This window comes from Pseudoclavibacter sp. CFCC 13611 (assembly GCF_008831225.1).
GTDB lineage: Bacteria > Actinomycetota > Actinomycetes > Actinomycetales > Microbacteriaceae > Pseudoclavibacter_A.
The window spans coordinates 122,063-144,264 of record NZ_WBKE01000001.1; the positions used below are offsets into that span (position 1 = coordinate 122,063).

At 66.9% G+C, this 22,202-nt stretch carries 18 protein-coding genes and 1 tRNA gene; 15 read left to right on the top strand and 4 right to left on the bottom strand.

The window, feature by feature from the left end:
- The first annotated feature begins 124 nt into the window (after positions 1-124).
- The 8 genes from phnC (at position 125) to F8O08_RS00565 (ending at position 7,765) form a co-directional block, all read left to right on the top strand.
- Positions 125-1,021: a phosphonate ABC transporter ATP-binding protein gene (gene phnC, locus F8O08_RS00530; RefSeq protein WP_158042302.1), complete on the top strand. Its 897-nt coding sequence runs from the start codon at positions 125-127 to the stop codon at positions 1,019-1,021.
- Positions 1,021-2,841, top strand: a complete 1,821-nt coding sequence (gene phnE, locus F8O08_RS00535; protein WP_158042303.1) for a phosphonate ABC transporter, permease protein PhnE — start codon at positions 1,021-1,023, stop codon at positions 2,839-2,841. Before phnC ends, phnE begins: the two co-directional genes overlap by 1 nt.
- Before the next feature lie 205 nt (positions 2,842-3,046).
- Complete coding sequence (gene rpmB, locus F8O08_RS00540) at positions 3,047-3,283, top strand: 50S ribosomal protein L28 (RefSeq protein ID WP_158030614.1); 237 nt, start codon at positions 3,047-3,049, stop codon at positions 3,281-3,283.
- Positions 3,283-3,450 (top strand): 50S ribosomal protein L33, encoded by a 168-nt coding sequence (gene rpmG, locus F8O08_RS00545; protein ID WP_158030615.1) that lies wholly within the window; start codon positions 3,283-3,285, stop codon positions 3,448-3,450. The genes rpmB and rpmG overlap by 1 nt, the downstream gene beginning before the upstream one ends.
- A 5-nt stretch (positions 3,451-3,455) precedes the next feature.
- Positions 3,456-3,761, top strand: a complete 306-nt coding sequence (gene rpsN / locus F8O08_RS00550; protein ID WP_158030616.1) for a 30S ribosomal protein S14 — start codon at positions 3,456-3,458, stop codon at positions 3,759-3,761.
- 105 nt (positions 3,762-3,866) lie between these two features.
- On the top strand, positions 3,867-4,154 hold the full coding sequence (locus F8O08_RS00555; RefSeq protein ID WP_158030617.1) for an HU family DNA-binding protein: 288 nt from the start codon (positions 3,867-3,869) through the stop codon (positions 4,152-4,154).
- Between the two features lie 111 nt (positions 4,155-4,265).
- Positions 4,266-6,293 (top strand): cytochrome c oxidase assembly protein, encoded by a 2,028-nt coding sequence (locus F8O08_RS00560; RefSeq protein WP_225733520.1) that lies wholly within the window; start codon positions 4,266-4,268, stop codon positions 6,291-6,293.
- Positions 6,290-7,765 carry an ATP-dependent DNA helicase gene (locus F8O08_RS00565; protein ID WP_158042304.1) on the top strand — a complete coding sequence of 492 codons (1,476 nt, stop codon included), beginning with the start codon at positions 6,290-6,292 and terminating at the stop codon, positions 7,763-7,765. The genes F8O08_RS00560 and F8O08_RS00565 overlap by 4 nt, the downstream gene beginning before the upstream one ends.
- 21 nt (positions 7,766-7,786) lie before the next feature.
- Here F8O08_RS00565 and F8O08_RS00570 read toward each other — a convergent pair whose 3' ends face one another.
- Entirely contained in the window at positions 7,787-9,772 is a 1,986-nt protein-coding gene (locus tag F8O08_RS00570; protein WP_192497672.1) for a polysaccharide deacetylase family protein, read from the bottom strand.
- 164 nt (positions 9,773-9,936) lie between these two features.
- On the opposite strand from F8O08_RS00570, the gene F8O08_RS00575 reads away from it, so the two are divergent.
- Positions 9,937-12,075 carry a DUF6541 family protein gene (locus tag F8O08_RS00575; RefSeq protein WP_158042306.1) on the top strand — a complete coding sequence of 713 codons (2,139 nt, stop codon included), beginning with the start codon at positions 9,937-9,939 and terminating at the stop codon, positions 12,073-12,075.
- A gap of 85 nt (positions 12,076-12,160) precedes the next feature.
- Here F8O08_RS00575 and F8O08_RS00580 read toward each other — a convergent pair.
- Positions 12,161-12,234, bottom strand: a tRNA-Gly gene (locus F8O08_RS00580).
- 759 nt (positions 12,235-12,993) lie between these two features.
- Here F8O08_RS00580 and F8O08_RS10765 point away from each other — a divergent pair.
- Both F8O08_RS10765 and metE read left to right on the top strand, forming a co-directional pair.
- The gene (locus F8O08_RS10765) at positions 12,994-14,145 is read left to right on the top strand and encodes a methylenetetrahydrofolate reductase (protein ID WP_192496932.1); all 1,152 of its coding nucleotides are present in this window, start codon (positions 12,994-12,996) and stop codon (positions 14,143-14,145) included.
- Complete coding sequence (gene metE / locus F8O08_RS00590; RefSeq protein WP_158038588.1) at positions 14,097-16,445, top strand: 5-methyltetrahydropteroyltriglutamate--homocysteine S-methyltransferase; 2,349 nt, start codon at positions 14,097-14,099, stop codon at positions 16,443-16,445. The genes F8O08_RS10765 and metE overlap by 49 nt, the downstream gene beginning before the upstream one ends.
- Before the next feature lie 159 nt (positions 16,446-16,604).
- On the opposite strand, the gene F8O08_RS00595 is transcribed toward metE, so the two are convergent.
- Positions 16,605-17,420 carry a DUF2510 domain-containing protein gene (locus tag F8O08_RS00595; RefSeq protein ID WP_192497673.1) on the bottom strand — a complete coding sequence of 272 codons (816 nt, stop codon included), beginning with the start codon at positions 17,418-17,420 and terminating at the stop codon, positions 16,605-16,607.
- A gap of 195 nt (positions 17,421-17,615) precedes the next feature.
- On the opposite strand from F8O08_RS00595, the gene F8O08_RS00600 reads away from it, so the two are divergent.
- Positions 17,616-17,882 (top strand): DUF1049 domain-containing protein, encoded by a 267-nt coding sequence (locus F8O08_RS00600; RefSeq protein ID WP_192496930.1) that lies wholly within the window; start codon positions 17,616-17,618, stop codon positions 17,880-17,882.
- Between the two features lie 118 nt (positions 17,883-18,000).
- Positions 18,001-19,341, top strand: coding sequence for a glycosyltransferase 87 family protein (locus F8O08_RS00605; RefSeq protein WP_158038586.1), 1,341 nt, complete (start codon positions 18,001-18,003; stop codon positions 19,339-19,341).
- On the opposite strand, the gene metX is transcribed toward F8O08_RS00605, so the two are convergent.
- Entirely contained in the window at positions 19,289-20,494 is a 1,206-nt protein-coding gene (gene metX, locus F8O08_RS00610; protein WP_412973465.1) for a homoserine O-acetyltransferase MetX, read from the bottom strand. The two genes, F8O08_RS00605 and metX, sit on opposite strands and share 53 nt — an antisense overlap.
- A 125-nt stretch (positions 20,495-20,619) precedes the next feature.
- On the opposite strand from metX, the gene F8O08_RS00615 reads away from it, so the two are divergent.
- Both F8O08_RS00615 and F8O08_RS00620 read left to right on the top strand, forming a co-directional pair.
- The gene (locus F8O08_RS00615; protein WP_158038584.1) at positions 20,620-21,477 is read left to right on the top strand and encodes an SDR family oxidoreductase; all 858 of its coding nucleotides are present in this window, start codon (positions 20,620-20,622) and stop codon (positions 21,475-21,477) included.
- On the top strand, positions 21,474-22,163 hold the full coding sequence (locus F8O08_RS00620; protein WP_158038583.1) for a uracil-DNA glycosylase: 690 nt from the start codon (positions 21,474-21,476) through the stop codon (positions 22,161-22,163). Before F8O08_RS00615 ends, F8O08_RS00620 begins: the two co-directional genes overlap by 4 nt.
- The last annotated feature ends 39 nt before the right edge of the window (positions 22,164-22,202 follow it).

Genomic DNA, 22,202 nt, shown 5'->3' on the forward strand with positions numbered 1-22,202 from the left:
GCGTCGGCCGGTGCGGCTCTCCGCCACCGGCCGACGCGCTCGTGTCTCAGACACCAACGCAACAAACATCCATCGACGACCGCGCGAGACAGATCTCACTCGGCGCAGACTCAAGGAGAACACGATGACCCGCCAATCCGCTCTATCGCACCGGCCGCACGCCGGCGAGACGGTCGTCGAGGTGCGAGACCTCACGAAGCGCTTCGGAACGAACACTGCCCTGCATGACGTGAACGTGACAGTGGAGCAGGGCGAGGTCGTCGTGCTGCTGGGCCTGTCGGGCTCGGGCAAGTCGACGCTGCTGCGTCACCTCAACGCGCTCGAAGAGCCCACCAGCGGCACCGTCACGGTGCTCGGACAGCAGGTGAGCTCGCTCAAGGGCAAGGCGCTGCGGTCGCTGCGCGCGCGCGTCGGCGTGATCTTCCAGCAGTTCGAGCTGGTCGGCTCGCTGACGGTGCTCGAGAATGTGCTCACCGGTGCGCTCTCGAAGATCAAAGGCCCTCGACTCGGGCTCTGGGGATACCCCAAACAGCTGCGGCTCAAGGCCCTCGTGCACCTGGAACGCGTCGGTCTGCTCGAGCGCGCGTACCAGCGCGCCGACACGCTCTCGGGGGGCCAGCAGCAGCGCGTCGCGATCGCCCGGGCGCTCATGCAGGATCCCGAGGTGCTGCTTGCCGACGAGCCGGTCGCCTCACTCGACCCGGAGTCGAGCGAGCAGGTCATGAACCTCATTCGCGAGATCGCCCTGGACGAGGGGCTCACCGTGATCTGCAGCCTGCACCAGGTCGACCTCGCGCTCAGCTGGGGCGACCGCATCGTCGGCCTGCGTTCAGGTGAGATCGTGCTCGACACCCCGGCCGCTGGCCTCGACAAGGCCGAGGTCATGGAGATCTACGGCCGCGTTGCCACTTCGACGACCGAACTGCACGCGATCGAACACGAGCTCATCGCGACCGGTGTGGCGGCGAAGCCCGACGAGTCGCATCCGCTGGTCGAGAGCACCCCCGAGGGCGTGCGCTGATGACCGCGCTCACTCCCGCCTCAGTACGGGCGACGCTCAGCGAGGCCGACGCCCAGACGCTGCGGGACCGTGCGCGCGGCTCACGTCGCCCGCTGTCGCAGGCGCTCTCACAGGGCCTCGCCATCACCGCGCTGGCCGTGTTGCTGGTGCTGGCCATCGCCTCGATCTTCGGGCTGAACCTCTCGGTCAGCACCTTTCTCGAGAGCGGCCCCAACGCTCAGCGCTTTCTGCGTCGGGTTGGGTCGATCACTTTTCCCGCGCCCGACCGCCTGCTCTTTCTGACCGGCATCACCCTCGGCATCGTCATTCTCGGCACACTGATGGCGGCGCTGATCTCGGTTCCAGTCGCATATCTCGCCGCGTCGAACACGGCTCCGAACCGCTTCTGCCAGGTGCTCGGCCGGTTCATCGGTGTGTTCGCCCGCGCGCTGCCGGATGTCGTGCTCGCGATGGTCTTCGTGCTCATGTTCTCGATCGGGGCGCTTCCCGGCATCCTCGCGATCGGTCTGCATTCGGTCGGCATGATCTCGAAGATGTTCGCCGATGCGATCGAGCAGATCGATCCGGGGCCGGTCGAGGCCATCCGCGCCGCTGGCGGCGGACGCATGCAGCAGTTCGTTTCGGGCATTCTGCCGCAGGTCGCCCCTTCATGGGTGGCCACCACCCTGCACCGCAACGACATCAATCTGCGCGGCTCGGTCATTCTCGGCTACGTCGGCATCGTCGGTCTCGGCTACGACATGGCGAACTCGTTCTCGCAGCTCGACTACTCCAAGGGCGTCGGCATCGCGATCGTGATCTTCGTGCTCTGCGTGGTGATGGAGATCATCTCAAGCAGCATCCGCAAAGTGATGCTGGGCGCGGCAGCTCAGCGCCGCAGTGTGATCGACCGTCTGCTCGATCGAATCGTCGGGTCGAGAACGCAGCCGACGACGTCACGGGCCGGCGGCGTTCAGGTGGGGGAGAGCGGGGCATCCGCCGTCGCCGAGCCCGCCGGGTCGCTGCGCCAGCGCGGTGCCAGCCCGACGGTCGTTGCAGCGCTGCGGCGCCCGTGGACCCGTTCGCGGGTGCGCAACACGATTTGGGGCTGGGTCGCTGTCGTGGTCATTGTGCTCGCGGTGATCGTCAGCGACATCCAGTGGGGCGACTTCGCCACGTTCTGGGCCAAACTGCCGGCGACGCTGGCGAAGTTCTGGCCGCTGAACTTCGGTTCGTACGGGCCGCAGATTATCGCCGGCGCGCTCGGCGAGACGATCGCGATCGCCCTCGCGGCGACGCTGATCAGCCTGCTCTTCTCGGTGATCATCGGCTCGCTCGCCGCTCGCAACGTGGCGCCGAACGGGGGAGTGCGCGGGTTCAACCGGTTTCTGCTGGTGGTGATCCGGGGCATTCCTGAGACGATTCTCGCGATCATGCTGATCATTGTCACGGGTCTGGGCGGCCAGGCCGGTGCGCTCGCGCTGGGCTTCTGCGGCATCGGCCTGCTCGGCAAGCTCATCGCCGACTCGTTCGAAGAGGTGGATGCCGGGCCTGAGCGGGCACTGTCGGCCACCGGTGCGACGCGCACTCAGGTCTACACGGCGGCTACGCTGCCGCAGGGGCGGCGCTCGCTGATCGCGCACACGATGTACATGCTCGATACGAACATCCGTGCGGGCACGCTGCTGGGTGTCGTGGGCGCCGGTGGCGTCGGCTACTACCTGCTGAACGCCTCACAGGGTGCGAACTACGGGCTGGTTGGAGTCATCGTGCTGCTGGTGTTCGGCGTCGTGCTGGTGGTCGAGGCGCTGTCGATCTGGCTGCGCCGGGTCTTTCGCTGATCTGCGCCGCTGACGGCGCAGACGACGCAGACGACGCACGGCCGTCGGAACACTGGTGTCTGTTGCGGTCTGGGCCTGAAAACCAATAGACTGAATAGGTTGCAGATCTTCCACGTCTGCATCGCGTGATGCGGAACCCCGCATCACAGCCGACAAGAGATCTTGGGTGAGCGCCATTGGGGCGGTCACGGTACAGGAGGAAACCATGGCAGCAGTCTGCCAGGTGACTGGAGCCACGCCGGGCTTCGGACACAGCATCTCGCATTCGCACCGGCGTAACAAGCGCCGATTCGACCCCAACGTGCAGAAGAAGACGTACTTCGTTCCTTCACTGCGCCGCAAGGTCACGCTGAACGTCTCGGCGAAGGGCATCAAAGTCATTGACAGCCGCGGTATCGATGCCGTCGTGCAGGAACTGATCGCTAAAGGGGTGAAGCTCTGATGGCTAAGAAGTCTGATGTTCGTCCCATCATCAAGCTGCGTTCGACCGCAGGCACCGGGTACACCTATGTGACTCGCAAGAACCGCCGCAACAACCCTGACCGCATCGTGCTCAAGAAGTACGATCCAGTCGTTCGCAAACACGTCGAGTTTCGCGAGGAGCGCTAAGAAGCATGGCTAAGAAGAGCAAAATCGCGCGCAATGAGCAGCGCAAAGTGATCGTCGAGCGGTACGCCGAGAAGCGTGCTCAGCTCAAGAAGCAGCTGGTCGACCCCAACTCGACCGACGAGCAGCGCGAAGAGGCCCGCGTCGGCCTGCAGAAGCTGCCCCGCAACGCATCGCCGGTGCGCGTGCGCAACCGCGACGCCATCGACGGTCGCCCCCGCGGCCACCTGAGCGCCTACGGTATCTCTCGTGTGCGCTTCCGTGATATGGCTCACCGCGGTGAGCTTCCCGGCATCACCAAGTCCAGCTGGTAGCCTGATGATCCGCCGGTTCTGCAGCGTTTCGGCGCTGGACCGCGGATCTCAAGCACAGAACGAACTGTCCGTAGCCAAAATCGAACTGAACACTAGGGAGCACTCATGGCTGACAACACCCTGAACCGCAGCGAGCTCGTCGCTGAGGTCGCGAACAAGACCGGCGAGACCCAGGCCGCTGTGAACGGCGTTCTCGATGCCGTCTTCGCGACCATCTCAGAGAACATCGCCAATGGCGTCAAGGTGAGCGTGCCCGGCTGGCTCTCAGTCGAGCGCACCAACCGTGCCGCACGCACCGGCCGCAACCCGCAGACCGGCGAGACCCTGAACATCCCCGCAAGCAAGGGTGTCAAGATCTCGGCAGGCAGCAAGCTGAAGGCTGCAGTGAAGTAGTCTGCACCGCTTCGTTCGAAAGGGCGCATCCTCTGGGATGCGCCCTTTCTGCGTCTGCAGGAGGGCTGCACCCGATCTGCGTGCGTCTGCGGGTGGCACTAGGCTGGTGTGGTGCAGCGCAAGACCCTTCTCTCTCTTCTTCTCGGCGTCGTCGCCACCGGCATCGGGCTCGTTCTGGCCTTGGTGCATGGCGGTGCGGCGGCGACGTCCGTGCTGCTCGACCCCGGTGCGGTCGTGCGGTGGGGGCTGCCCGCGACCAAGGCTCTGAACAACATCTCGATCGGTGTCACGATCGGTGGCCTGATCATGGCAGTCTGGGCGCTGTCGCCGAAATGGAAGAGCGCCTACAACCGATCGCTGAACATCGCGGCGGTCGCCGCCGCACTCTGGACGATCAGCGGTGCGCTGTCGACCATCCTCACGTACATCTCGCTCGACCCTGACTCTTGGGGTTCAGAGACCTTCGGGGCCAGACTCTGGCTGTTCCTCACGCAGGTGCAGGTCGGCCAGCTCGCTCTGTGGAGCATCTGCATCGCCGCAGTCGTCACGGTGCTGACAGCCGGCGTACGCGGCCAGATCGGCGTGCTCTTCGTGCTCCTCGCCGCGTTCGCCGGGCTGATCCCGCTGGCCTCTGCCGGGCACGCTGCGGGTACCGCAGGCCACAACCTGGCGGTCAGTGCGATGCTGCTGCACTTGGGCGGAGCCTCCATCTGGATCGGCGGTCTCGTCGTCCTCGCTGCGGTGTCGCCGAAGCTGGGGCGACATCTGCAGGCGGTCACCGAACGCTACTCGTCGCTCGCCTTGGTCTCATTCCTGCTCGTCGCGTTCTCTGGCGTAGCCAACGCCGTGCTGCGCGTCGGAACCTGGGATCAGCTGTTCAGCACCGCTTACGGCCAGATCGTGATCTGGAAGGCGATCGGGCTGATCCTGCTCGGCGCCGCAGGTGCGGTCAACCGTCTGCGGCTGATCAGGCGACTGAACGCGTCTGAGACTGCGAAGCGGGCCTTTGGATGGATCGTGACCTGCGAGTTCGCGCTGATGGGAATGGTCAGCGGCTTCTCCGCTGCTCTCGGCCGCACGGCGACGCCGATTCCGCAGCAGCTGTCGAGCGATCCGACGCCGGCCGAGCTGCTCACCGGCGAGCCGGTGCCGCCCGAACCCACCTGGCTGACGTACATCACGGTCTGGCGCATCGACCCGATCTGGCTGGTCGTGTGCGCGTTCGCCCTCGTGCTGTACTTCATCGGCGCGTGGCGCCTGCATCGGCGGGGCGACCGCTGGCCGTGGCATCGCACGCTGCTGTGGAGCATCGGCGTGCTCTTCCTCTTCTGGGCGACCAATGGTGCGTTCAACCTCTACCAGACGTATCTGTTCAGCGTGCACATGACGATGCACATGATGCTCACCATGCTGATTCCGCTTTTCTTGGTGCTCGGGGCGCCGGTGACCTTGTGCATGCGGGCGATCACCCGACGCACCGACGGCTCCAGGGGAGGTCGCGAGTGGATTCTCTGGGCCGTGCACAGCCCGTGGGGGCAGTTCGTGGCCGGCCCTGTGGTCGCCGCGTTCATCTTCGCGTTCTCACTCGTGGTCTTCTATTACACGCCGCTGTTCGGCTGGGCCACTCGCGACCATCTCGGTCATCAGTGGATGATCGTGCACTTCCTGATCAGCGGCTACCTGTTCGTGCAGTCGCTGATCGGCATCGATCCGGGGCCGAACCGGCCGCCGTATCCCGTGCGGCTGCTCTTCTTGGTGGTCACGATGGCGTTCCACGCCTTCTTCGGCATCTTCATGATGATGGGCACGGGGCTGCAGGAGGCCGACTGGTACGGGGCCATGGGTCGCACCTGGGGAGACAGCGCGATTCGTGACCAGCAGATCGGCGGTGCCATCGCGTGGGGGCTGGGCGAGTTCCCGACGATCGTCCTGGCTCTGCTGGTCGGGCTGCTGTGGTCACGCAGCGATGCCAAAGAGCGCCGGCGCAGCGACCGCAATGCGGCTCGAACCGACGAGGCGGAGCTCAACGCCTACAACGAGATGCTGGCCGGTCTGAGGCGCCCGGTCTCTGACGAGCCCGACAAGTCTGCTGACGAGGCGTCGGCAGAGGCTGAGAGCTCGAAGGGAAGCAGAGCATGAGCGACCCCGCAGCGAGCGAAGGCGCGACGACCGAGAGCAGCGAGGCAGACGACGTCGCGGCGACTGCGGTGAGCGCTGAGACAGAAGTCGAGACGGCGTCCGAGACGACGACCGGCGGGCGAGCCGGCTCGGAAGCCGACCCGACGACAGACGCGACCGGGGTGCATCAGAGTGCTGCGGCATCCGCCGACGGCATCACGCTCACCGGCGAACAGCAGGCCGTCATCGACGCTGCCATGCGCGGGCAGAGCGTGTTCGTCACCGGGCGGGCGGGCACCGGCAAGTCGACTCTGCTCGCGCGGCTCATGCGCGAGCTGCCGGGCAAAGTCGTGGTGTGCGCCCCGACCGGTGTCGCGGCGCTGAACGTGGGCGGTCAGACGATCCACTCGCTCTTCGGGCTGCGCGTCGGTGTGCAGGACGTCGCCAAGATCGCGCGGTACATGAGCCGCGAGACCCGTGAGGTGCTCGCTGCCGTCGACACTGTGATCATCGACGAGGTCTCGATGGTGTCGGCTGACCTGCTCGATGCAATCGACCGCAGTCTGCGGCTGGCCAAGAAGCGCAGTCGAACGCCGTTCGGCGGGGCGCAGATCGTGATGTTCGGCGACCCCTACCAGCTGGCGCCGGTGCCGCCGCGCTCGACCGACGAGCGTGCGTTCTACACCGAGCACTATGCGAGCCAGTGGTTCTTCGACGCTCACGTGTGGGCCGAGGCGACGGTGAGCGTCTACGAACTGACGAACATCCACCGACAGAACCACGACGGGTTCAAGCAGCTGCTGAACGCGGTGCGCGAGGGCACGGTGCCCGATCACTGGATCGCGAGGCTGAATCAGATCGGCCACCGCGACCCCGATCCCGATCAGCCGATCATCACGCTGGCCACCACGAACCGCATCGTCGACGAGCGCAACGCCACCGAGCTCGCGCGGCTGCCCGGGCGCACCAAGGTCGCGCGGGCGCAGATCGACGGGGAGTTCGGCAACGCGTTCCCGGCCGACCCCGAGCTCGAGCTCAAAGTCGACGCGCAGGTGATGTTTCTGCGCAACGACCCCGACGGCCGATGGGTGAACGGGTCGATCGGCACAGTGGTGAGCATCCGCCCCGACGTTGTGGTCGTCGAGCTCGACGGCGAGGACGTCGAGGTCGAGCCGGTGGTCTGGGAACGCTACGAGTACACCTTCGACCCGAACGAGAAGACGATCGAGCAGGATCAGATCGGCGAGTTCACGCAGTTTCCGCTGCGGCTCGCCTGGGCCGTCACCGTGCACAAGTCTCAGGGGCAGACCTACGACCGCGCGGTCATCGACTTAGGCACGCGAGCGTTCAGCCCCGGGCAGACCTACGTCGCGCTGAGTCGGCTGACGAGCCTCGACGGGCTCTACCTGGCGCGGCCGGTGCGACGAGGCGACATCATCGTCGACCGTCGCGTGCTCGAGTTCATGCGCACGGCATCCGCTCCGATGTTCTGACCGGGCCGGCACACCGCGGAGCTACCCGAGACGGTGAATGACGTTCTGCGTCTGCTGCTCGGGCACGCGGGCCAGCAGCGTGTCGAGATTCACCAGAGTGAGGCCCGAGGCGCGCAGATCGTGCAGCAGCTTCGGCATCATCTCCATCGTCGGCTCGTGCACGTCGTGCATCAGCACGATCGACCCGGCCTTCGCCTCGCGCAGAATCTTGTCGTGCACGACGCTCTGTCCGGGCTCCTTCCAGTCGAGCGAGTCGACGTCCCACAGCACCAACGGGTGCGGTGACGCCTGCGCGACCGTGTCGTCGTAGAACCCGTACGGCGGCCGTACATGGGCTGGGCGCACCCCGCAGATGCGTTCGACCGCGTCATCGGTGCGGGTCAGCTGGTCTCGAACCTGCGCCGAGGTGAGATCGGTCAGCGCAGGATGATCCCATGTGTGGTTGCACACCGTGTGCCCCTGCGCGATCTCGTCGCGAATCTGCTGCGGGTAGATCACGGCATGCTGTCCCTCGACCATGAACGACGCGTGCGACCCTGCCGCGGCGAAGTCGCCCATGATCGTGTCGGTGTAGTCGCTCGGCCCGTCGTCGAAGGTCACCGCGGCACATGCGACGAGGTCGGCCGGCGTCGGCCAGACGTATGCGCTGGGGCGCACCGGCCCGTCGTCGTGTGGTTCGGCCTGCGCGCTCTGGTCGGCGCTCAGCGTGCTGACGGCGGATGCCAGGGTCACCTCCGCCGCAAGAGGTGCGACGAACGACACCTGCGTTCGAGCCGCCTGCGCATCGGTCGCGCCGGTGCGAGCCGGGCCCGACCACGGCATCCGCCGCACGGCCGCCTGCCGAACCACACGACCGAACTCGGTGCAGTCGTCGTCTGCGACCGCCACACGCACGGTCAGCAGGCCTGGCGTGGCGAGACCGGCCGCCCACTGCTCGCGCTGCTCGTCGCCGAGGCGCCCGGTCTCGACGGCCAGACGCAGCACGAGCTGTCCGCTGTGGTCGAACGAGACATCGTCGAGCAGGGTGCCGCGGTCGATCGCGTCGCGCAGCGGGTCGTAGCCCGGCGCGTCTTTCTTCGACGAGCCGATGGGTGCATCGAGATCGGTGCCCAAGAGGGTGGCGAGGGCGGCGATGGCGCGATTGCGCCCGGCGGAGGTGAGCAGGCTGCCGCCGACTCCGGCGGTGCCGCTCGAGATGTCGACGAACACGCTCTGTCGCTGCTCGAAGAGCGTGTGATGAGCGTTGTCGACGGTGGCGGCGCGGGTGGCGCGCAGCTGCACGCCGAGCACGGAGCCGGTGGCCTGCGTCGTGTCGCAGCTGACGGCCAGCAGGTGCCCGTGCGCCTGTGGCTCGGGAAACTCGGCACGGTCGGTGAGCCTGGAGTTGGCATCGCTGCGCGTTGATCCGGGCAGCGGCACGGTGTCGAGCAGGCTGCCCGCGCTGAAGCCCACGACCTGGGCGGCGTCGGGGCGGCTCCAGGTCGAGCCAGCGGTCGAGGTGCCGGCGCGCAGTGCATCGGCGGTGTCGACCGCCTCTGCCGGTGCGACGTATGAGCCGTCGTCGGCATGGCCGGGCACCGGCGTGAGCACTGGAGAGAAGTCGCCGGAACGGGCGTACTCGTGGGCGTAGTCCTGCAGCGCCCGGCGAACCCAGGCCTCGACGCGGCCGTTGAACGCATCCTGCCCGGTGAGCACGGGCCAGCGGCCGGCGAACGACACTGAGGGATCGAGCGTGAAGGTGCGCTGCACACCGAGGCCGGTCACCGCTGCCGCGATCACCGGCACCGTTTCGCCGAATCCTGCGTCGACCACCGGCGCGGCGTCGACATCGGCAGTGTCGCCGGTCTGGACGAACCCGAGCGCGCCTCGCTGATGGTTCTGCACCGCGGTCACGACGCCTGCGGCGACTCCGGATCCGACGACGAGCGTGCCCACGACGAGCCCGAGAAACCGTCGCCGAGGAAGTTCCGGCTGGTCGGTGGACGCGTCGGTCGAGCTGTCGGTCATGTGTGAATCGCCTTTCGAATGCAGAAGCCATTCGAGCTCTGTGGTGGTGCTGTGCATGGCTGCGCGTTCACGCGCGCTTGCATACATCAGCGTATCGTGCAGGGCAGAATGGAAAGACCGTGCACAGCAGGTGCTCAGGGAGCGAACGAGAGCAGAGAACGACGATGGACCTCACACAGGCGCAGACCTGGGTCGAGCTGGTGCCCGCCATGCTCGTCGCTGTCGCACTGCTGCTCGTGCCGGGCGCAGTGCTCGCCCGTGTGCTCGGGCTGCGCGGTATGGCTGTCTGGGGCTCCGCCGCGCCAATATCGGTCTCGGTGATCGCGGTCAGTGCGATCGTCACACCTCGGCTCGGCCTGCACTGGTCGCTGTGGTGCCTGCTGATCGGCTGGGCGGTCGCTCTCGCGCTGGTCGTCGTGCTTCGTCGTGTCATTCGGTGGATGCTGGCTCGTCGTCCGGCGTCGGTGGCGGTCGGTGCCCGGAGCGTCTCGACACCGGAGAACGCCGTGGCCCTGGCCTCGAGGGGGTCGACTGGCTCGACGCAGCGGGGCAGATCACGGCTCATGACCGGGGCCTGGCGCCGCGGTGTGATCCCCGGGCTGCTTGCGCTCGTCGCCGCGGTGGTGCTGATCTCGACGACCTTCTTCAGGCTGGTGCCCGACGCCGAGTACATCATGCAGCTGTTCGACACGACGTTTCATCTCAACGCCGTGCGCGCGATTCTCGACAGCGGAGACGGCTCGTCGCTGACGCTGTGGTCGATCACGAACAAGGCCAACAACTCGTCGTTCTACCCGGCCGCCTGGCACGACGTGGTGGCCTTGGTCGCACAGCTCAGCGGAATCGGCGTGCCGCAGGCCACGAACGTCGTGGCGCTTGTGGTGAGCGCCGTGATCTGGCCGCTCGGCGTGATCTGGCTTGCACAGGCCATCGGTGGCCCAAACCTGGCAAGCAGCCTGGCCGGCGGTCTGCTGAGCGCGTGCTTTCCTGCGTTCCCCTGGCTGTTTCTGCACTGGGGGCCGCTCTACCCGAACCTGCTGGGCAACTCGCTGATCGCCGCGGCGCTGGCGCTCACACTCTCGATCTGCCGTCAGCGGCCTGACTTGGTGCAGCACCGTCTGAATGCGGCAGCGGCCCTGCTGCTCGTGCTGCCGGGGCTCGCTCTCGCACACCCGAACTCGCTGCTTGCCGCCGTGGGATTCGCCGCCATGATCGTCTTCGCGACGCTGGGACCGCAGCTGCGCCGACTGCGGGCCGGCGGCGCAGAGGCGGGAGTGAGCGGGGCATCCGCCGAAACGCTCGTCGACTGGCTGGGCGTGCGCGGCACCCGCATCGCGATCTGGTCGGTCGCCGGCGTGTTCGTGCTGCTGTGGGGCGTGCTGCGCACCGGGCTCGACGTGGCACCGTGGAAGGCTGACGAGAACCTGCGCGACGCTCTGGCAGACATCGTGACGAACGGGCCGGTCGACCGTCCCGCGGCCATCGCAGTCAGCGTGCTGGCACTGATCGGGCTGGTGCGCTGCCTGCGCTCGCGGCGGTGGTGGCCGATCATCGTGTTCGGCTTCACAGTGGTGCTGTATCTGGTGGTGGTGGCGTCGCCGATTCCGCTACTGCGCGACGTGCTCACCGCCGGGTTCTACCGCGACCCGAAGCGCATCGCCGGGCTCACGGTGTTCGGCTTTCTGCCGCTGGCCGTCATCGGTTTCACGACGGTCTGGGCGTTGGTGACAATCGTGGTCATGCGCATCGGGCCGAAGCACTCTCATCGACTGTCACGATCGGCGCAGGCCATGCGGCGGGCGGTGGTGGGGGTGGTCCTGCTCATGCTGGCCGCGGTGCTCGTGCTGCCGATTCGCAACGGGGCGATCGCGCAGGTGGTGAGCTGGGCGCAGCGTGACTATGTCATCTCGCCCACGTCGAAACTGCTGAACACCGATGAGCGTGATGTTCTCGCACATCTTCGTGACTTCGTGCCGGCGGGGCAGACCGTGCTGGTCGACCCGGGCAACGGAGGTGCGCTCGCCTACGCCTTTGAAAACGTGCCGGTGACGCGCGTGCACATTCTCAGCGATGTGTCTGACGACCTGCAGACGCTGGACTGGCACTTGAGCGATGCCAGTTGGAAGGATCGCACCTGCCCGATCGTGCGTGCGAACGATCTGCACTTCGTGCTCGACTTCGGCGACGCGATCGTCGACAACGTGAAGAAGCCCGGGTTGAGCGACATTCCGTCCGAAGTGGGCACAGTGGTGTACTCGCAGGGGAGGGCGCGACTGGTCGAGCTGACCGGATGCTGGGAGTGAGCGGAGTGACTGCTTGGTACGAGCGCACCTGCGGAAACGATCTGAGCGGCTGCCCGATGCGAATGCTGCTGCTGATGGGGCGGAATGGAGCGGCTGACGGGAATCGAACCCGCGTATCAGGCTTGGGAAGCGTGCGCTCTACCATTGAGCTACAGCCGCATGGTCTGTGACCGCCTGTAAGGGTATCAGAACCGTGAGTCGCTCAGCCACCTGCGCGTTTTCTCTGGTCGCTCTTCCGGCAGCCGTGGCCTTGTGCCTCAAGCTTCGGCGTTCAGCCGCGCAACAGTTCAGATGTTCAGCTACAGGCCACTCTGTCTGCTCAGAAACTCGGTTGTTGAGCTGCCTCGGCTGGTCGGCGCCGCCACAGATTGCACGGAATGTAGGCGCACGTATTCCACGGAATGTAGGCGCACGGATTGCACGGAATACAGCCGCACGGATCGCCCAGAGTGTAGCCGCCACGGATTGCACGGAATGTACCGGGATCGCTCGAAAATGCCCCCTTTCTGCCAATCCGTGGCGGCGCGGTGCGATCGCGGCAGCTCCCGAGAGTGCAGAACCAGTGCTGGGCCCCGGGGATGCCGCCCCGAGAGTGCAGAACCTGTGCTGAGCCCCGTGGGTGCCTCCTCGAGAGTGCAGAACCTGTTCGATGTCGGCGAGAGTGCAGAAGACGTGCGTATCAATCGGTTTTGGCAGCGTCTTCTGTGCTCTCGATGCCCGAATCGCACTGATCGGTCGAAATACAGGTTCTGCAGCAGGGCCGCACAAGTGCTGTGCCCGAATCGCACTGAGACGACCTCGCCGACAACCGCACCGAAACCAGGTCCCCGAAATCTGCGCACAAGCAGCGCCCCGCGATGTAACGTGACGTCACACGTGTGGCGTCGGCGCAGCGACGCAGAATACGATGGAGCCACTATGACCGCCAGTGCGCAGCCCGCAGCAGATCGTCGACCCCAGGTCGCGCGGTCGAACGATGCTGCCGTCTCGACCGAGGCCAGCGCCGAAGAGCCTGTCGCCGAGCGCCGCTTCAGCGCGAGTCGCTTCGGTCTGTCGGTCGATGACGCCTTTGACGACGGTGACGATGCGGCGGATGCTCTGCACGAGCCCGCACCACACGTCGCGCCCGCCTGGGACACTCTGCCGACCGTCGCGGCGCCCACGCTCTCGCTCGAGGTCTTTCCGGCTAGGGGAGTGCCTCAGCTGCGTCGCAACGTGACCGCTGTGCGCAAGCTCCTGAAGCTCGGTCCTGACTTCGTCACGGTCACTTATGGCGCAGCAGGCAGCCGTCAGGCTGGCACGAAAGAGCTGGTCACCTGGATCGCACAGTCCGGGGTGCCCACCTATGCACACCTCACCTGCCAGGCCGCGTCCCTGTGTGAGCTCGACGAGACGATCGACGAGCTGCTCGAAGCCGGCGTCACAGGCATCCTCGCTCTGCGCGGCGACGCCCGCGACGACGGCAGCGGCCTGGTGCTGCCGCACGCCACCGACCTGATCGCGCGAGTGAGCCAGCGTGCCGAAGCGGCGGGGCAGCGCATCCGCATCGTCGTCGCAGCGTTCCCGACCGGGCATCCAGACAGCCGAGATCTGCGCGAAGACGCCGAAAACGTCGCCCGCAAACAGCAGGCGGGCGCCGACTTCGCGATCACGCAGCACTTCTTCGACGCCGAAGACTACGCACGCTTTCTCGACCTGGTCGCTGCGACGGGTGCGACGCTGCCGATCGTTCCCGGGCTCACCCCCACGACCACGGTGCGCCGTCTTGAGCGCATCTCAGAACTCTCCGGGCTGACCCCGCCGCCTGCGCTCGCTGCAGCGCTCGACGCCGCACCGGATGCACAGACTCGCCGCGACATCGCGGTGCAGAACACAGTTGAGCTGGCTGAGAAGCTGGCGCGAGCCGGAGCCCCGGGCATACAGCTGTTCACCATGAATGACGAGCCGACCGCGCTCAGGGTGTTCGACGCCCTCAGCTCTTCGCCTGCAGGCGCGCTCGGCCAGAACACAGGAAGAGAACCATGGCTACTCAACACACAGGGGCCGGCCTTGAAGGCGGCACTGCACTAGGCTACCCGCGCATCGGTCGCAGCCGAGAGCTCAAGAAGGCGCTCGAGCGCTACTGGGGCGGCCGCATCGAGGCACCGGAGCTGGCCGAGACGGCAGCCGAGATCCGTGCGACCAACTGGCGCCGTCTCCACGATCTCGGGTTCGAGGCGCACAACGCCAGCATCCCCAGCGACTTCTCGTACTACGACCAGGTGCTCGACGCCACCGTGCTCGTGGGTGCCCTTCCGAAGCGCTTCGACCAGTGGGTCGACGAAGACGGCAGCCTGAGCCTCGACGGCTACTTCGCCGCCGCCCGTGGGGTGGACCGCGTGCAGCCGCTCGAAATGACCAAATGGTTCGACACGAACTACCACTACCTCGTGCCTGAGATCGGGCCCGACACCACCTTCCGCCAGGGCAGCGATCAGCCGGCCCTGCTCTTCGCCGAGGCGCTCTCGCACGGGTTCGTGACCCGCCCGGTCATCGTCGGCCCGGTCACGCTGCTCGCGCTGGCGAAGCCGACGGCCGACGCCCCTGAGGGCTTCGACCCGCTCGACCGCCTCGACGACCTGCTGCCGGTCTACGCCGAGGTGCTTGCCGGCCTCGCCGAGCTCGATGCGCCGTGGGTGCAGCTCGACGAGTCGGCGCTGGTCAGCGAGCTGCTGCCCAGTGACCGCCCGAAGCTCATCGCAGCGGCGAAGCACGCCTACGAGGTGCTCGGCGCGCTCGAGAAGCGCCCGCAGATTCTCGCCCAGGCGTCGTACGCCGCTCTCGACGAGGCACTGCCTGCACTGGCCGAGGCCCCGATCGAGGGCATCGCGCTCGATCTGGTCGAAGGCGACGTGCCTGCCGCAGACACCCCCGGCGTGACCGGGCTCAAAGACAAAGTGGTGGTCGCCGGAGTGATCAACGGCCACAACATCTGGCGTGCCGATCTGGATGCCGCGCTCGCGAAGCTCGAAGAGCTGCGTCCGCTGGCGGGTCGAGTCGTGGCCTCGAGTTCGACGTCGCTGTTCCATGTGCCGCACACGCTCGACGACGAGTCGAAGCTGAGCGACGAACTGCGCTCCTGGCTGGCCTTCGCCGCAGAGAAGGTCGTCGAGATCGTCACGCTCGCCCGCGCCTACGACGGCGACAAAGCGGGGGTGCAGGCAGCGTTCGACGAAGCGGCTGCCGCGCTGGCATCCCGCGCTGAGCATGCCGGCGTGCACCGCCCCGAGGTGGGCGCACGCATCTCAGCGCTCACCGACGCCGACTTCACGCGCACACCGTATGCCGAGCGCGCGCAGGTGCAGCAGGCCGAGTTGGGCCTACCGCTGCTGCCGACGACCACCATCGGATCATTCCCGCAGACGCCGGAGATCCGCCGCACGCGCTCGCAGTTCACCAAGGGCGAGATCGACGAGGCCGCCTACAACGAGCAGATCAAGGGGCACATCGCCGACGTCGTGAAGCTGCAGGAAGAGATCGGTCTCGACGTACTCGTGCACGGCGAGGCCGAGCGCAACGACATGGTGCAGTACTTCGCCGAGAACTTCGAGGGCTTCGACGTGACCGAGAACGGGTGGGTGCAGTCGTATGGGTCGCGCTGCACGCGCCCGAGCATCCTCTGGGGCGACGTGGTGCGCCCGAAGCCGTTCACGGTCGAGTGGATCAGCTATGCGCAGTCGCTCACCGAGAAGCAGGTCAAGGGCATGCTCACCGGCCCCGTGACGATTCTGGCCTGGTCGTTCGTGCGCGACGATCAGCCGAAGGGCGTCACCGCCGACCAGGTCGCCTTGGCGCTGCGCGACGAGATCGCCGATCTCGAGGCCGCGGGCATCGACATCGTGCAGGTGGACGAGCCGGCCATTCGCGAGCTGCTGCCGCTGAAGCGGGCAGACCACGCCGACTATCTCAAATGGTCGGTCGGGTCGTTCCGTCTGGCGACCGCCGGCGCCGCCGACCGCACGCAGATTCACACCCACCTCTGCTACTCGGAGTTCGGCCAGGTCATCGACGCCGTCGACGGGCTCGACGCCGACGTGACCTCGGTCGAGGCCGAGCGCTCGAAGATGGACATCGTGCGCGACATCAAGGCCGCCGGCTTCAGCCGCGGGGTCGGGCCGGGCGTCTACGACATCCACTCGCCGCGCGTGCCCACTGAGGCCGACATCGAGGGGCTGCTCGACATCGCGCTCGAGTCGATTCCCGACCAGCTGCTGTGGGTCAACCCCGACTGCGGGCTGAAGACGCGTCGATACGAAGAGGTGGTGCCTGCGCTGACCGACATGGTCGCCGCCGCCCGTGCCGAGCGTGAGAAGCTCGGCGTCGAGGCCTGAGCGCTGGCCGGTCGCCTGATCGGCTGAGATGACAGCAGGGCCGCGACCCACATGCGGTGGGTGCGGCCCTGCTCGTCTTTTGTCGCCGTCTCTGCCGCGTCGTCTCTGCTGTCGCGGTCTGGGCGGATGCGGTGGGTGCGCCGGCTCTGCGGCCTGCGGTCAGATAGTGGCGCCGAGGCGGGTGGAGCTCGCTCCGGTGCCTGCTCCGGAGCCCGAACCGCTGCCGTACTGACCCAGGTCGCCCAAATCGCCCAGGTCGCCGTAGTCATCGTTCAGATCGTTGTTGTACTGCCTGCCCAGGTCGCCGTAGCGCTTGCTGAGGTCGCCCAGTCCCGGCGTGTCGATCTTCATGTTCGAGGTGTCGATGCCCGAAATCTTCCAGCTGCCGCTCTCTTTGACCAGCTTGTAGTCGTACGTGCCTGAGACGGTGACCTTCGTGAGACCGGAGCCGGACTCGCCGTCGACGGCGTAGGTCACCGTGGCGGAGTCGCCGGTGATGTTCTCTGACGAGAAGTCGTTCGAGATGTTCATGCCGTTCGTGGTGCCAGAGCCCGAGCCGCTGTCGTTCAGACCGTTCGGCAGGCTGCCGATCTGGCTGCAGCCTGCCTTGAGCTGCGAGGCCATAGACGACGTGTAGTACTCGGCGGCGCCGTCGCAGTCTCCGCTCTCGGCCGATGCGATGGCTTTCGCGACGACCTCTTTGGGGCTGCTCGTGGCATTGCCGATCACCGCGAACAGGCCGATGGTGATTCCGGCCAGAAGCAGCACACCGGCCACTGCGATGCCGACGATGAGCCCGGTCTTGCCCTTGCGCGGGGCGGGCGAGCCGTATCCTGGAGCGGCCGCCGGCTGGTCGGGTGCGGTGTGCTCGGTCCACTGGGAGCCGTCCCACCAGCGCAGCCAGCCGGTCTGAGCCGGGTCTGGATACCAGTTCGCCGGCGGAGTCGTCGGGTTTTCAGGGGGAACGGAACTCATCGTGATCCTTCTCATCTGGCGAACATGACGGACGGCATACGTCTCTGATCCACAGTGTATCGAAAGCCGTCGCTCGCAGAGCGCATCGCATACGACAGTATTCCTGTGCAAGAGCGTGGGAACGGTCATACTGTTGAGCACAGGGAACTGTGGGGTGATCGAGCGATCAGCTCCAGACACAGGCAGGAAGAGACCATGGCTGACAAGAGAAACCCCACACCGCATCACGAGGTCACCGCAGGCGAGCGGGTCGGTGGGTGGCTCAAGAAGACGTGGCCCGCGCTTGTGCTCGTCGTGCTCGCCCTGATCTTCATCTTCCAGAACACCTCGACGGTGACGCTGGTGCTCTTCGGCATGCAGATCAGCGGCTCCTTCTGGATCTTCACGGTGATCCTGCTGCTCATCGGCATTCTGATCGGCTGGCTGCTGGGCCGCGGCGGCAGAGCTGACCGAAAGAACTGACCAGCTGCCTGCTCTCACCCGCATCAGGTCGTCAGACGCCGCTGGGGTGGAGAGCACGGAACCTGAGACGGCGCTGCCAGACGAGCACGTCGGCAGCGCCCGGTAAACTCGACCTTCAATGACCAGCAGCGCACCGAAGACGGATTCGACCGAAGAGACGGCCGCGTCCCGGCGACCGAGACTCATGACCGTGGTCAGCAGAGTTGCCGCACGACCGACCGTGCTCATCGTGGCGTTCCTCGTGGTGCACCTCTGGCTCGCACTGAGCGGCCGCCATCAGTACGGCGCACCCTTCGGCGACGTCACCAGCGTCTATCACCTCTGGTCGTTCGACGCAGTCCGGAACGGCACCTGGTACGGCATCACGGACCCATGGGTCTATCCGGCGCTCGCTCTGGTGACGATGCTCCTGCCACTGACGCTCTGGGCCTCGACCGGGCTGGACTACACGTTCAGCTGGCTGATCATGGTCACTCTGCTGAACGTCGTCGCGCTCGGCGTCTTCACCGAGGGGTTTCGCAACGAGCGCCGCATGCGTGCCGCATGGTGGTGGGCGGTCTACCTGCTGCTGCTCGGACCGGTCGCGTTGGGGCGCGTCGACACGGTCGCGCTCGCCCTCGTCGTCATCGCGCTGTCACTGCTCGAACACCGCCCGGCGTTTGCCGGGCTGCTGCTGGCCGTCGGCACGTGGGTCAAGGTCTGGCCGGCGGCTGTGCTCGCGGCTGCCGTCTCGTCGTTCTGGGGGCGGGGCCGCCGGATGCTGCGCGCGCTGATCGCACCCGGCGTCGCGCTGACCGGAGGCCTCGCCGTCGTGGCCGCCATCGCATCCCTCGTCAGCGGGCGCGGCTTCGCAGACGTCGCCAACCTGCTCGGCTTCGTCGGCGGCCAGGCCTCGCGCAACCTGCAGATCGAGGCGGTCGGCGCGACCGCCGGACTCTGGAGGGCGCGTTCGGGCGACGGTGCGGTCGTCTACAACCACGAGATATACACCAACGAGCTGATCAGTGCGTCGTCACCCGTCATCGCGACGACCGTCACAGTGCTGATGGGCATCATGGTGCTGGCGATCGCGCTGCTGGCCTGGCGGCTGCAGCGCGTAGGCGTCGACCGGCTGCAGGTGTTCGCCTGGGCGTCGCTTGCGCTCGTGACGACCTTCATCGTGTGCAATAAGGTGGGGTCGCCGCAGTTCGAGGCGTGGCTGGTGGCGCCCGTGCTGCTGCTCGCCGCGGTGCGTCCTCCGCGCTGGTGGGTGCCGATGGCGCTGACGTCCCTGATCGGAGTGCTCACACAGGTGATCTACCCGTCATGGTACGGCTACCTGCTGAATCTGAGCGCGTGGATGCTGTGGGTGATCACCGTGCGCAACCTGCTGCTGGTCGCGCTGCTGATCTGGGCCGTGGTCGAGCTCAGGCCGAGAGGATCCGTTCGAGCTGCGCCCCGATCGCCTCTCGCTCGATGAGGAACGAGTCATGCCCGTAGGGGGAGTGCACCACGACCGCTTCGTCGCCGGCGATGTGCGTGCGCAGACCTGCGACGATGGCGTGCTGCTCGTCGATGCCGTAGAGGCGGTCGGAGTCGATGCCGACGACCAATGACTTCGCCGTGATGCTGCCGAGCGCTTCGACGACCCCGCCGCGGTCACGGCCGATGTCGTGCGAGTTCATCGCCTCCAGCATGGTGATGTAGGTGTTCGCATCGAAACGCCGAGTGAACTTGTTGCCGTGAAAGTCGAGATATGACTCAATGGCGAAGCGTCCGCCTTTGCCCAGCGGTGAGACGCCGGACTGGGCCGAACGGCCGAAACGGGTGTTGAACTCTTCGGCGCTGCGGTAGCTGGTGACGGCGACCCGGCGGGCGAGCGCGAGCGAATGCCATGGGCCGCGGCCCTCAGGAAGGTCGTAGTAGTCGCCGCCGAGGTAGTCGGGGTCGCTGCGGATCATGTCGACCTGCACCGAGTTCACGGCGATGCGGTCGGCGCTCGTGACCGCTGGCGCGGCGATGACCACGAGTCGTTCGACGTCGTCGGGGTACATGATCGCCCACTCCAGCGCCTGCATGCCGCCCATCGAGGGGCCGATCACGGTGTGCCAGCGGTCGATGCCGAGAGTGGTCGAGAAGTTGTGACTCGCGTGCACGATGTCGCGGATCGAGACATACGGAAACTGCGACCCCCACGGCTGGCCCGAGGGACGCATCGTGCTCGGGCCCGTCGTACCCTGACAGCCGCCGAGCACATTCGCGCACACCACATAGAAGCGATCGGTGTCGATCGGGCGCCCAGGGCCGATCTGATCGGCCCACCAGCCGGCGGTGTGATGCCCGAGTTCTCGCACGCCGGCGACGTGGCTGTCACCGGTCAGCGCGTGCAGGATGAGCACGGCGTTACTGCGGTCGGCGTTCAGCTCGCCCCACGTCTCGTATGCGACGCGCACGCAGTCGAGGCGCCCGCCGAACTCGAGATCCTGCTTGCCGACGTGCACGAACTGTCGGCGCCCCGGAGGATCGCCGACCAGCCAGGCCCCGGTCACCGGCGGCTTGCCGGCGACACGCGCGATCATGCGGTCGGTGACCGGCGAGAAGAGGTCGCTGTCGTTGTCGCGTGCCCGATCGATGCGGTGCGCGTGTGCTCGGCCGTCGCCGTACTGCTGCATGTGAAGGCCGCCTCTGCCGAATGGGTGAATCACCGTATTTTATCAAGTCGGCAATTCTGCGAAGGGCAGCATCTAGGATGTTCTGCATGACACCAGCGACTCCAGAACCGCAGGCATCCCATCCTCCGCTCAGCGCGAGCGTGGTCGAGCTCGACGAGACCGACGACCGACAGCGCACGGCACTGGTGACCGGCGCCAGCAGCGGCATCGGGCGCGCGACGGCGGCACTGCTGCGTGAACACGGCTGGCAGGTCATCGCCGTGGCTCGCCGTGCCGAGCGGCTCGACGAGCTTGCGGCGCAGACCGGAGCGATTCCGTTCGCCGCCGACCTGACGTCGCCGGCCGAGGTGCAGGCGCTTGCCGAGTTCGTCGACGAGCATGGTCGGCTGGACGCACTGCTGAACATCACCGGTGGAGCCATCGGCGTCGACCCGATCGAGCGCGGTCGTGTCGAAGACTGGGTGCAGATGTATGAGATCAACACCGTCGCGACGCTGCGCGTGACGCAGGCGCTGCTGCCGGTGCTGCGACGCACCGCCGCCGAGCACGGCTGGGCCAGCATCCTCACCCTGACCTCGACGGCCGGGCTCGGCGTCTACGAAGGCGGTGGCGGGTACACCGCCGCCAAGCACGCCGAGCAGGCGCTCGTCGACACGCTGCGGCTCGAGCTCAGCGGCGAGCCCATCCGTGTCATCGCGATTGCTCCGGGGCTGGTGCACACTGAGGAGTTCTCACTGAAGCGGCTGCACGGCGACCAGGCGAAGGCCGACGACGTCTACGCCGATGTGGATCATCCGCTGAGCGCCGAAGACGTCGCTCTGGTGAACGTGCAGACGATCGAGCTGCCGCCGCACATCAACCTCGACTTGGTCGTGGTGCGTCCGGTCGCCCAGTCGGCGCAGCACAAGCTGCATCGGGGCCCGTTGCGCCCGAAACTGTCGTGACCGACCCTCAGCCGCATCCGGTCGCCGACCTCGTCGACCCGTCATGGGCACCGGTGCTCGCCCCTGAGACTGAGCGCATCGCGCACATCGGCGAGTTCCTGCGCGGCGAGGTCTTCGACGGGCGCCACTACGCCCCCGGCGGCCCCGACGTGTTCCGGGCCTTTCAGCAGCCGCTCGACGCCGTGCGGGTGCTGATCGTGGGGCAGGATCCATATCCGACGCCCGGTCATGCGATGGGGCTCTCGTTCTCGGTTCGGCCCGACGTGCGGCCGCTGCCGAAGTCACTGCAGAACATCTTCACCGAGCTGCACGACGACATCGGTGCGCCGGCCCCGGCGAACGGCGACCTCACGCCATGGGAGCGTCAGGGCGTGATGCTGCTGAACCGCGTGCTCACCTGCGAACTCGGCCGACCGGCGTCGCACCGCGGCATCGGTTGGGAGCAGGTCACGGAGCGCGCCATTCGGGCGCTCGGTGAGCGCGATCGCCCGCTGGTCGCCATTCTCTGGGGCCGCGACGCGCGCAGCGCGGCGCCGATGCTGCCGAACGCACATCTGATCGAGTCGGCACACCCCAGCCCGCTCTCGGCCTACCGAGGCTTCTTCGGATCGCACCCGTTCAGCCGCGCCTCAGACTGGCTGCAGCAGCAGGAGGGCCAGGGCGTCGACTGGACGCTGCCGGTCTGACTCTCTGTTACGAAGTGCGACGGCCGGTTCGTCGGGATG

What these genes read in the sequence shown, in the direction of transcription:
- phnE (WP_158042303.1), top strand. Translation starts at nt 1,021, where the DNA reads ATGACCGCGCTCACTCCCGCCTCAGTACGGGCGACGCTCAGCGAGGCC.
- rpmG (WP_158030615.1), top strand. Translation starts at nt 3,283, where the DNA reads ATGGCTAAGAAGTCTGATGTTCGTCCCATCATCAAGCTGCGTTCGACC.
- F8O08_RS00605 (WP_158038586.1), top strand. Translation starts at nt 18,001, where the DNA reads ATGACCAGCAGCGCACCGAAGACGGATTCGACCGAAGAGACGGCCGCG.
- F8O08_RS00570 (WP_192497672.1), bottom strand. Translation starts at nt 9,772, where the DNA reads ATGACCGACAGCTCGACCGACGCGTCCACCGACCAGCCGGAACTTCCT.
- F8O08_RS00565 (WP_158042304.1), top strand. Translation starts at nt 6,290, where the DNA reads ATGAGCGACCCCGCAGCGAGCGAAGGCGCGACGACCGAGAGCAGCGAG.
- rpmB (WP_158030614.1), top strand. Translation starts at nt 3,047, where the DNA reads ATGGCAGCAGTCTGCCAGGTGACTGGAGCCACGCCGGGCTTCGGACAC.
- phnC (WP_158042302.1), top strand. Translation starts at nt 125, where the DNA reads ATGACCCGCCAATCCGCTCTATCGCACCGGCCGCACGCCGGCGAGACG.
- F8O08_RS00615 (WP_158038584.1), top strand. Translation starts at nt 20,620, where the DNA reads ATGACACCAGCGACTCCAGAACCGCAGGCATCCCATCCTCCGCTCAGC.
- F8O08_RS10765 (WP_192496932.1), top strand. Translation starts at nt 12,994, where the DNA reads ATGACCGCCAGTGCGCAGCCCGCAGCAGATCGTCGACCCCAGGTCGCG.
- F8O08_RS00575 (WP_158042306.1), top strand. Translation starts at nt 9,937, where the DNA reads ATGGACCTCACACAGGCGCAGACCTGGGTCGAGCTGGTGCCCGCCATG.
- F8O08_RS00600 (WP_192496930.1), top strand. Translation starts at nt 17,616, where the DNA reads ATGGCTGACAAGAGAAACCCCACACCGCATCACGAGGTCACCGCAGGC.
- rpsN (WP_158030616.1), top strand. Translation starts at nt 3,456, where the DNA reads ATGGCTAAGAAGAGCAAAATCGCGCGCAATGAGCAGCGCAAAGTGATC.
- F8O08_RS00595 (WP_192497673.1), bottom strand. Translation starts at nt 17,420, where the DNA reads ATGAGTTCCGTTCCCCCTGAAAACCCGACGACTCCGCCGGCGAACTGG.
- metE (WP_158038588.1), top strand. Translation starts at nt 14,097, where the DNA reads ATGGCTACTCAACACACAGGGGCCGGCCTTGAAGGCGGCACTGCACTA.
- F8O08_RS00555 (WP_158030617.1), top strand. Translation starts at nt 3,867, where the DNA reads ATGGCTGACAACACCCTGAACCGCAGCGAGCTCGTCGCTGAGGTCGCG.